Raw genomic sequence first — 9,919 nt, 5'->3', positions numbered from 1 at the left:
TGATTATTTTATATGTTTTTTGTTCTCTCGATAAAAATTTATTTTTATGTCTTATTTCATTGGTAATATCTTCACCTTTCAGGAATGGTTCTAATAGATCGATTGGTAAATGGAAACGCTTTTTATAGGAAACGGAATTGTGTTTTATCTTCAGTTCTACCAGGTTATCATCATTACAATTTTCTTCCCGGCAATATCTCCTTATCCGAATTTTAAAACGGAATTTCCTGCGATTGATATATTCTTTGAATAATAAAAAGTCTTTTGAATCGAAATATGTCGTTTGAATATGAGATACCGGATTGTTTCCGTTAAAAATATGAACAGGCATATATTTTTCCAGAGCTTGTTTAATTTCTTCAAAACTATGCTCGATGATGAGATATTTTCGTTCTTTTCTTTTGAATTCCAGATTATAAGTCATTTCTCTTTCCTCATCTGATGAGCAGCATTTTCTTTTGAAGTTTCAGATCACCATTCGTGAGAATATAAAAATAAATTCCCGAACCGACTTCCATGTTGTTTTCATCTTTCCCGTCCCAAATTTTGGAGTAAAGCGACGGTTTCGTTTTTGTATCAACTTGGCTGATACAGTCCAGAGTTCTCACTTTCTGTCCTTTGATATTATAAATTATAATCTCTGCATTTCCGTCAGAAGCCGGACTTCGCTCTCCGTTCTCTATGCTAAGGTTGAATGAGATTGTTGTTTTTTGATTGAATGGATTCGGGAAATTGCTCATCTGCATAATCCTATTTGGAGCAGCATCCATTTCCTCGATTTTTGTAATTCCATCCAGGTTTTCAGCATCGAAAGAGGGAGTCATTTCAATAAAATCTCCTATTCCGTTTGGATAACGACCGGTGCTGATATCGGTTGTTTGCAGTCCGAAAGTGATCTCATCAATGATTTCCGTTTCAGGATTTGTCAAAATTACGGATTCACCGGAAGCGGATAATTTGAAAGAAGCATGCAATCCATCTTGTTCTTCATCATTATCAGTCCAGATTATCAGGAAGTCATATGCAAATATGGTCGTATCCGGGAATTGCCATTTTGTCGGATTTGTCGGATCATCGGAAAGAAAATATCCGGTTAGAGAAATATCTTCACCGGAATTGTTATAGAGTTCAACCCAATCGTCGTATTCCCCATCCTGATCGGGAACGATCGTATCATTAGAAGCTAAAAATTCATTGATTACCAGATCTTCTTCATTTACGCTGTTTATTTCTATAGAGTAAAATTCATATTCTGCTCTTTTAGGAGAAAAATTGACAGCTTCCTCATTTTCAGCAAAAATATAATATTCGAGATTTCCAAATCCAACTTCTATGGAAATTCCATATACGCCATCATTTGAATCTCCATCATTATGCTCTCCGTCGTCGAACATTTGAATATTCTCAAATTTGGGAGAATAATTCTGACGAAAACCGAGTTTAACCAGATCGGCATTATTGACTTCTACTACAAAATTCACCATAGTTCCCGGTTCGACATTTTCCGGTTCATAAGAGATTTCAAAAATTTCAGGAGGAATTCCCTGAAAATCAGGATGATTTAAAATATAATCGATTCTCGTCTCCATCAGTTGTGTGATACCAACAATCTGCATGGGACCGATTCCGACCGTATTATAGACATTGTTCAAAAATTCATTGTAGGAAAAAAACATATTCTGATCAGCCTGCACATCATTATCGATGATCTGTTGGATTTCCAGAGCGCGATCGAGATACCAGTTGTTCGAGAAATTTTCTTCGATCAGAGTTTTCAGGTGAGCAATATAGATTTTCTGATAAGTTGGAATAGTTAGAATTCTATAGATGATCGGATAATTTGGATTGGAAATATTCAGAAACGGATCGAGATGCTGCATCTCATAAATATTCAAAGGAGGACCACCGATCAAAGAATGAAATCCTCCAAAATTTTCGTTCAAATCCCACAAGATCGGACAAAATCGACCGTAACTATCTTGAAACAAATAATAATTATGACCGAAATTGATAGGAGCATCGAGATTGACCATAAGGATATCAAAAGCAAGCATCCAGAGATGACCATCAACATTTAGAACTTCCTCGACTTGTTCCGTATCATTGTTGAAAATATCCAGGAAATTGATGAGTTCATTCCAACCTGTATTCGATTCAAGCTCAAAACAATTCATATAATCTGTCGAATCCGAACCGAAATATCCCCAAACTTCGGTATCTGCTGCTCCTGACAATTCACCTTTGAAACGAGCATTATCATCGTTGATAAAATGAGTTCTCATAAAATATTTATCGACATCCTGAACACTCGTATAGAGTCCGATCAACTGGTCGTTTATATAAACATTGCAATAATTAGCCAGGCTTGCCGGCATATAATTGCGTGCGATTTCATAACTCAAAGTTTCTCTGACAAAACTCGGATCTTTAAAACCATTGGCGAGTTTGAGAGTTCCGTATCCCTCGATTTCCTGGTCATCGATGATATGATCCAGTTTGATATTCAACGGATTTTTTACATTATTCGGGTTATAAGAACTATTTCCTTTATAGCGAACTCCGACGCTGTCAAATTGAATAGCGTTGATGATTGCAGTTCCTACGAGTCTTTCCTCGTTTCCTTCTATAACTAATTGATCCAGAATTTCATCCCAGTTTTCTTCGGAAAAAAATATTTCGATGGTGTTGATTGTATTTATATCATAAAAAACTTGAGAATGAATAATTCCAATAAAAATAATAAGCAAAATCAGAGTATAAAATTTTTTCATTTTCATCACCTTTTTCTAAACTTATAATATTTGACATTTGGAAATAGGAAATTCTGCGTTTTTTAATCTTTTTTCATTTGCAATTATTTCTCGATATTAAAAAAGAAAATTTAAATTTGCTTTAAACTCCGTAAATCGTTATGAAAACATAATGCCCTCAATTCTATTAACAATAATTTATCTTTAAATATCGTAGGAGTTTACTGTCAACTTTTTAATTTCCGGTGTGAATTTTTCCGTTTTAATTTCATTGAGTTTGTAAGAAAATAATTCTCTTATTGATTAAAGGTTGACAACAAATTAAGATTTCAAAATTTTCCTTCAAATTTAATTAAAACTGGAGGAATTTTATGGCACAAAAAGTAACGATTTTTGGGGCAGGTTTGGTTGTCAAACCGATGGTCGATTATCTGGCAGGAAAAGGTTATGAGATCACTGTTGCCAGCAGAACATTAAGTAAAGCGGAAAAACTGGCAGAACCTCATGACAATGTTTATGCAAAGCAGTTCCTGACTGATGGTGATGATGCAATGGAAGATTATGTAAAAGAAAGCGATCTGGTTGTGAGTTTACTGCCTGCCAATTATCATGTGAAAGTAGCAAAAAAGTGTATTCAACTCAAGAAAAATATGGTTACAACTTCTTATATAAGCCCTGAGATGAGAGCTTTGGATCAGGAAGCAAAAGATGCTGGAGTTATTATTCTCAATGAGATTGGAGTTGATCCGGGAATCGATCATATGAGTGCTATGAAGATTTTCCATAAAGTTGAAGAAGAAGGCGGGAAGATTGTCAGTTTCATGAGTTATTGCGGCGGACTTCCGGCTCCGGAAGCGAATACAAATCCGCTTGGTTATAAGTTTTCCTGGGCTCCCAAAGGAGTTCTCAAGGCTGCTGGAAATGGTGCTCGTTTTATGTTAGATGGAGAAATCAAAGAGATCGAAGGAAAAGATCTTTTCAAGAATTACTGGTTCGTGGATGTGGAAGGAGCAGGAACACTTGAAGCTTATCCGAACAGAGATTCGATGGGTTATGTCGATCTTTATAATCTAAAACATCTAAAGACAATGTATCGCGGAACATTCAGGAATATCAGTCATTGCGATACCTGGTACATTCTATCGCAAATGGGATTTTTTAAAGAAGATGAAATTTTTGAAAATCTGACCGGAACAGTTAAGGAGTTTATCCTGACAAAAATGTTTAAAAAGGATAAAAATGATTGTTTGAGATGCTTCCTGGCAAAAGAATATAACCTTCCGGAAACAAGTGTAATCCTGAAAAAATTCGAATGGCTCGGATTTTTTGATGATACTCCAATTCCGATCAAGAAGGGAGGAGCAGTTGATGTTCTGACTGCGATCATGCTGGATAAAATGTCTTATAAAGAAGGAGAACGAGATTTGCTGGTTCTTCATCATCAATTTATTGCGGAATATTCTGATAAGAAGCAGAAAATCACTTCTACGATGATCGATTTTGGAATTCCAAACGGAGATTCATCAATGGCAAGAACAGTCTCACTTCCGGCAGCGATTGGGGTTCATATGATCCTTAAGGGTGAGATAAATGTCAAAGGTGTTCACATGCCGATCCTTCCAAATATTTATAATCCTGTTTTGAAGGAATTGGAGAAACTGGATATTAAAGTTATTGAGAGATTTTATTAGAAGATAAATCTTGAGAAAGTTACTATCGGAGAAAATCTTTTATATAGACCTTCTCAATGGTTACTAAAAGAGTGTCAGATAAAATCCTTGAAAAGATTCAGCAGGAAGAAAATTTCTTATAAATCTTTTCAAGGTTAAAAATCCGTGCTTATCAGCGAAAGTCAGCGGCAAAAAGTCAGTGTGTAGTCAGTGAAAGTTTGTGGCAAAAAAAATCTGTGGCAAAAAAGGAAGAAAATGAAAAAAATAGGTATTAAAAGAGAAACAAAAAACAGATGGGAAGCTCGCGTTCCTTTAAATCCAAAAGCAGTTAAGAAACTGATCAGTAAAGGTTTTAAAGTGATCGTGCAACCAGCAACGATCAGGATCTATCGAGATGAAGAATTCAAAAAAGTCGGAGCAATAATTTCGGAAGATCTTTCGGATTGCGATTTGATTCTCGGTGTAAAAGAAATCCATATTGAAGAGATGATTCCCGGAATTCCTCATCTTTTCTTTTCTCATGTGATCAAAGGACAGGATTATAATATGCCGATGTTACAGCATATCCTGGATAATAATATCACTCTTTTCGATTATGAAAAGATCGTTGATAAAAAAGGCAGACGACTTGTCTTTTTTGGGAAATTTGCCGGAAATGCAGGAATGGTCGATACACTCTGGGGACTTGGTCAGAGATTGAAACTGCAAAATGGGATCGATACTCCTTTCCTGAAAATCAAACGAGCATATGAATACGAAACTGTTCATTATGCGATCGAACATCTTAAAATAATCGGCAAGGAAATAGAAGAAAACGGTTTGCCCGAAAAAATCTGTCCCTTGAATATTTTCCTACTTGGATATGGCCATGTTTCTTATGGTTGCAGAGAAATTCTTAATGCTTTACCAGTCATAGAGATCGAACCCGATAAATTGAAAGAACATCAAAAAAACTACCAACACAATAAAGTATATTTAACTACTTTCAAAGAAAAACATCTTGCCCAGAGAAAAGATGGAAGCGATTTTGATTTGCAGAATTTTTTTAAAAATTGTTCTGAATACAGATCTAAATTTGATAGATATCTTCCCTATTGTAGTGTTTATATGAATACAATATACTGGGAACCGGATTGTCCTGTTTACTTAAAAAAAATAGATTTGGAAAAAATTCAGGGAGAGAAACAAAAACTGATAATAATTGGAGATATTAGCTGTGATATAAATGGTTCTGTTCAAGCAACTGTGAAATCCACTTATCCGGATGATCCGATTTATATTTATGATGCTAAAACAGGCGAAGCTACTGATGGTTTGGTGGGAGAAGGTTTTGCCGATATGGTAGTAGATAATCTTCCCTGCGAATTTTCCAAAGAAGCTTCCGATTATTTTTCCAAAACATTAGAGCCGTTCATCGAAAAAATGCTATTGTGTGATTGTGGTAAAACTATCGAAGAATCAGATTTGCCAGATGAAATAAAAGGTGCATGCATCACTCATCAAGGAAAATTGCAACCGGATTTCAAGTATTTGGAAGAGTTTTTGAAGTTGAATTAGTTGAATCAGTTGAACTTGTTGAATTGGGAAAAAACATTGAGAAGGTTACCCGCAGAGGATTTTTTACAATCCAACCTTCTTAAGGATTATCCAATCAAGTAACACGAAACCGTTGAAAAGATTTAGCAGGAAAAGTTTCGCTTATAAATCTTTTCAAGGTTCATAATCTGTGTTCATCCGCGAAGATCAGCGGACAAGAAGTCAGTGTCAGTCTGTGAAAGTCTGTGGAAAAAGGAGAATAAATGATCGTTACAGCCGGAAACAAAGGCAAAGGAATCCGTTCTGATTGCTTTGTTACATTGGAAATAACACAATCCGGAGGAATCAATATAGAATTGATCAGCAAAGTTCAAACTTTATTTGGAGATTCCATCCTGAAATTATGTAAGGAAGAGCTTGAATTTTTCGGAATCAAGAACTGCAAAATCAAAATCGAAGATAGCGGAGCTTTGAATTACATTTTAGCAGCCAGAATCGAAGCTGCAATTAAAAAGAGCATCGAAACTGATAAAGAATTTTTATTGGAAATGCTCCCGCAAAATGATTACAGAACAGAAAAGGATACTTACCGTCGTTCTCGTCTTTACCTTCCCGGAAATACTCCCAAACTGGCTCTAAACGCTGGAATTCACAGTCCTGATGGAATTATTCTCGATCTGGAAGATTCAGTTGCTCCAGCTAAAAAGTTTGAAGCCGCGATTCTGGTTCGGAATGCTCTCCGGTCAGTGGATTTTTATGGTGCGGAAAGAATGGTTCGTATCAATCAAATTCCAAGAGGTCTCGATGATCTGGATTATATCATTCCTCATAATGTGAATTTAATTTTAGTCCCGAAATGCGAAAGTGCAGAACAAATCCAACAAGTGAATCAAAAAATTGAAGAAATTTCAGAACAGAAAATTTCCGACACAAAAATCTACTTGATGCCAATCATTGAAAGTGCATTGGGAATTATCAAAGCGTTTGAAATCGCATCTGCAGCAGAAAATGTAGTTTCCCTGGCAATCGGTTTGGAAGATTATACTGCGGATCTGGGAACCCAGAGAACCAAAGAAGGAAAGGAGACTTTCTTCGCTCGTTGTCAAATCGTGAATGCGGCTCGAGCTGCCGGAATTCAACCGATAGATTCAGTCTTTTCCGATGTTTCCGATATGAAAGCCCTCAAACAGAATGTGCTGGAATCCAAATCTCTCGGATTTGATGGAATGGGTTGTATTCATCCGCGCCAGATCAAAATTATCCACGAATATTTTGCTCCCAATGAGAAAGAAATCGAAAAAGCGAAAAAGATCGTTAATGCTTTTCATATCGCAACGGAAAAAGGACTTGGGGTTGTTTCTCTCGGCTCAAAAATGATCGATCCGCCGGTCGTGAAAAGAGCTCAACGAACCATCGAGCAGGCGATCGAAGCGGGGAAATTGGAAGAGAATTGGAGAGAGGAATTATAAGAGTTAAGAAGGTTGAAAAGGAGTTTAATATGAACTTACTCGAAATGAATTCAAAAAAGATTAAAAAACTTTGCGCAGCGCATTATGTTTCAAAATTATATGCTTTTGGCTCAATACTTAAAGGTAATTTTACATCGAAAAGTGACATTGATTTTTTAGTTGATTTCGCAGATATTGGTTTGGAAGATTATGCAGATAATTATTTCGATTTGAAATTTGCCTTGGAAGATCTATTCAAAAGAAAAATTGATCTTCTGGAAACAAAAGCACTAACAAATCCATATTTAATCGAATCTATAGATGCTTCGAAGAAGGAAATTTATGGACATTGAAATCAAAACCTGGCTGTATGATATTCCAAATTCTATCAAAGAGATTGAAGAGTATTTCAAAGACAAACCAAAACGATTTGATATGTTTGTTTCGGATATTAAAACTAAAAGAGCAGTAGAAAGAAATCTTGAAATTATTGGAGAAGCAGTAAATCGAATTCAAAAAAAAAATGATTCCATTAAAATCTCAAATGCACGAAAAATAATTGATACCCGCAATAGAATTACTCATGGTTATGATACAGTTTCAGATGATGTAGTCTGGGGAATCCTAATAAAGTACCTTCCTGATTTAAAGAAAGAAGTTAATAACTTGATAAACGAATAATTTTTGGAGAAAAATATATGAAATTCACAAAAAACGCAGTCGGGAGAAATATCCCGGAAACGATCAATGGAAAACCTGTTATTCCTTTTCAAGGAGTTGGAAAATACAAGCCGGAAGGAAGAAAATACGCACCGCAAATTCCATCTAACGCAGATTATCCTTCTGATGGAAACAAGCTTGTCCCCAATCTGAAGGAAGCACTCATCAAATCAGGTTTGAAAGACGGCATGACGATTTCAACGCATCATCATTTTCGCAATGGAGATATTTTAGCGGTTGAAGTATTCAAAATCGCGTCCGAACTGGGAATTAAAGATTTAGTCTGGTATCCGTCCGCATCATTTCCCTGTCACGAACCGATCATCGAATATTTGAAAGACGGAACCATTCATCACATCGAAGGAAGCATGAACGGACCATTGGGAAGATTCACTTCGCAGGGAAAGATGAGAGGTGTCGGCGTTCTGCGTTCACATGGAGGAAGATATCAGGCAGTTCAGGACGGAGATGTCATCATCGATATCGCGATCATTGCTGCTCCGACAGCAGATCCTTTCGGAAATGCAAATGGTCTGCGCGGACCTTCTGCCTGCGGACTTCTCGGATTTGCTCTGGCAGATTCCCAATACGCTCATAAAGTCATTGCGGTAACAGATAATCTGATTCCATTTCCGTGTATTCCCTGGCAGATCCAGGGAAATTATGTGGATTATGTAGTCGAAATGGATAAGATTGGAAATTCTGAAAAAATAGTTTCAGGAACAACGCAAATCACCAAAAGTCCGGATCGACTTCTGATAGCTGAAATGACAGCAAAATTCTGTGAGGAAGCAGGTTTGATTAAGGAAGGATTTTCTTTTCAAGCCGGTGCAGGTGGAACTGCTCTTTCGATTGGAATTTTCTTTGGCAAGATCATGCGTCGTAAAGGAATCAAAGCCCGATTTGCCAGAGGTGGAAGTAATAAATATCTTGTTGATCTGCTGAATGAAGGATTGGTAGAATACATCCTCGATGGGCAAACTTTCGATCTGGATGGAGTTGCTTCGATGAGAGATAATCCCAATCATGTCGATACAAGCCCGTTCACAAGCTACAATTATCACAGCAAAGGAAATTTTGCCGGAATCGTTGATATTGTCATTCTCGGTGCGACAGAAGTTGATGTCAATTTTAATGCCAATGTTGTTACTCATTCCGATGGTTATTTGCTTCATGGAATCGGCGGCTGGCAGAATTGTCTGTTCAGTAAAAATGTGATCCTTCCAATTCCATTATTTAGAGACAGAATTCCGGTTATCCGCGATGAAGTAACAACTATTTGCGGTCCGGGAGAATTAATCGATATTATTGTTACAGAAAGAGGAATTGCGATCAATCCGAGAAGAACAGACCTCATAGAAAAATTGAAAGATTCCAAACTGCCGATCAAAACAATTCAGGAATTGAAAGAAGAAGCAGAGCGAATTTGCGGAAAACCAAAAGCAGTGGAGTTTGAGGAAAAAGTCATCGCTGCCATCAAATGGGTGGATGGAACTGTAATCGATGTTGTTAAGCAGGTGAAGGAATAAAATCAAATACTATATATAGGAGAAGAAACTATGAGTAAAAGAATAATCGTAACCATGCCCGGAGACGGCATTGGAAAAACAGTTTTAGAAGAAGCACTTCGCGTGCTCGATGCTGTTGGATTCGAAGCTGAATATGTGCATGCAGATATCGGCTGGGAATTCTGGTGTAAAGAAGGAAATCCGCTTCCGCAAAGGACATTGGATCTTCTGGAAAAACACAAAATCTCGCTTTTCGGAGCCATAACTTCCAAACCGAAAAGTGAAGC

9 protein-coding genes are annotated in these 9,919 nt (G+C 36.8%); 7 read left to right on the top strand and 2 right to left on the bottom strand.

The annotated features are described in order from the left end of the window. The coding region (locus ENL20_01335; protein ID HHE37200.1) for a VTC domain-containing protein at nt 1-424 on the bottom strand (424 nt) is incomplete at its 3' end. Nucleotides 425-434: 10 nt separating this feature from the next. Continuing rightward, nucleotides 435-2,777: a T9SS type A sorting domain-containing protein gene (locus ENL20_01330; protein ID HHE37199.1), complete on the bottom strand. Its 2,343-nt coding sequence runs from the start codon at nt 2,775-2,777 to the stop codon at nt 435-437. Nucleotides 2,778-3,121: 344 nt separating this feature from the next. Here ENL20_01330 and ENL20_01325 point away from each other — a divergent pair, with 344 nt between their 5' ends. From ENL20_01325 to ENL20_01295, 7 genes are all read left to right on the top strand, one after another. After that, complete coding sequence (locus ENL20_01325) at nt 3,122-4,441, top strand: saccharopine dehydrogenase (GenBank protein ID HHE37198.1); 1,320 nt, start codon at nt 3,122-3,124, stop codon at nt 4,439-4,441. A gap of 234 nt (nt 4,442-4,675) precedes the next feature. After that, nucleotides 4,676-5,977, top strand: coding sequence for a hypothetical protein (locus tag ENL20_01320; protein ID HHE37197.1), 1,302 nt, complete (start codon nt 4,676-4,678; stop codon nt 5,975-5,977). A gap of 242 nt (nt 5,978-6,219) precedes the next feature. Next, the gene (gene citD, locus ENL20_01315; protein HHE37196.1) at nt 6,220-7,425 is read left to right on the top strand and encodes a citrate lyase acyl carrier protein; all 1,206 of its coding nucleotides are present in this window, start codon (nt 6,220-6,222) and stop codon (nt 7,423-7,425) included. Nucleotides 7,426-7,454: 29 nt separating this feature from the next. Next, a complete protein-coding gene (locus ENL20_01310) occupies nt 7,455-7,757 on the top strand; it encodes a nucleotidyltransferase (GenBank protein ID HHE37195.1) in 303 nt (100 codons plus the stop codon). Further along, nucleotides 7,747-8,085, top strand: coding sequence for a DUF86 domain-containing protein (locus tag ENL20_01305; protein ID HHE37194.1), 339 nt, complete (start codon nt 7,747-7,749; stop codon nt 8,083-8,085). Before ENL20_01310 ends, ENL20_01305 begins: the two co-directional genes overlap by 11 nt. A gap of 17 nt (nt 8,086-8,102) precedes the next feature. Continuing rightward, complete coding sequence (citF, locus tag ENL20_01300) at nt 8,103-9,653, top strand: citrate lyase subunit alpha (GenBank protein ID HHE37193.1); 1,551 nt, start codon at nt 8,103-8,105, stop codon at nt 9,651-9,653. Between the two features lie 30 nt (nt 9,654-9,683). Beyond that, on the top strand, nt 9,684-9,919 hold a 236-nt coding region (locus tag ENL20_01295), incomplete at its 3' end, for an isocitrate/isopropylmalate dehydrogenase family protein (GenBank protein ID HHE37192.1).

The sequence above is a fragment of the Candidatus Cloacimonadota bacterium genome (assembly GCA_011372345.1).
Lineage (GTDB): Bacteria > Cloacimonadota > Cloacimonadia > Cloacimonadales > TCS61 > DRTC01.
The sequence above is the reverse complement of the archived record's forward strand: the minus strand, read 5'-3'. Positions and strand labels throughout refer to the sequence as shown.

Bases quoted from the DNA above. Each gene is read 5' to 3' on its own strand.
- ENL20_01330 (HHE37199.1), bottom strand. From the start codon at position 2,777: ATGAAAATGAAAAAATTTTATACTCTGATTTTGCTTATTATTTTTATT.
- ENL20_01325 (HHE37198.1), top strand. From the start codon at position 3,122: ATGGCACAAAAAGTAACGATTTTTGGGGCAGGTTTGGTTGTCAAACCG.
- ENL20_01320 (HHE37197.1), top strand. From the start codon at position 4,676: ATGAAAAAAATAGGTATTAAAAGAGAAACAAAAAACAGATGGGAAGCT.
- citD (HHE37196.1), top strand. From the start codon at position 6,220: ATGATCGTTACAGCCGGAAACAAAGGCAAAGGAATCCGTTCTGATTGC.
- ENL20_01310 (HHE37195.1), top strand. From the start codon at position 7,455: ATGAACTTACTCGAAATGAATTCAAAAAAGATTAAAAAACTTTGCGCA.
- ENL20_01305 (HHE37194.1), top strand. From the start codon at position 7,747: ATGGACATTGAAATCAAAACCTGGCTGTATGATATTCCAAATTCTATC.
- citF (HHE37193.1), top strand. From the start codon at position 8,103: ATGAAATTCACAAAAAACGCAGTCGGGAGAAATATCCCGGAAACGATC.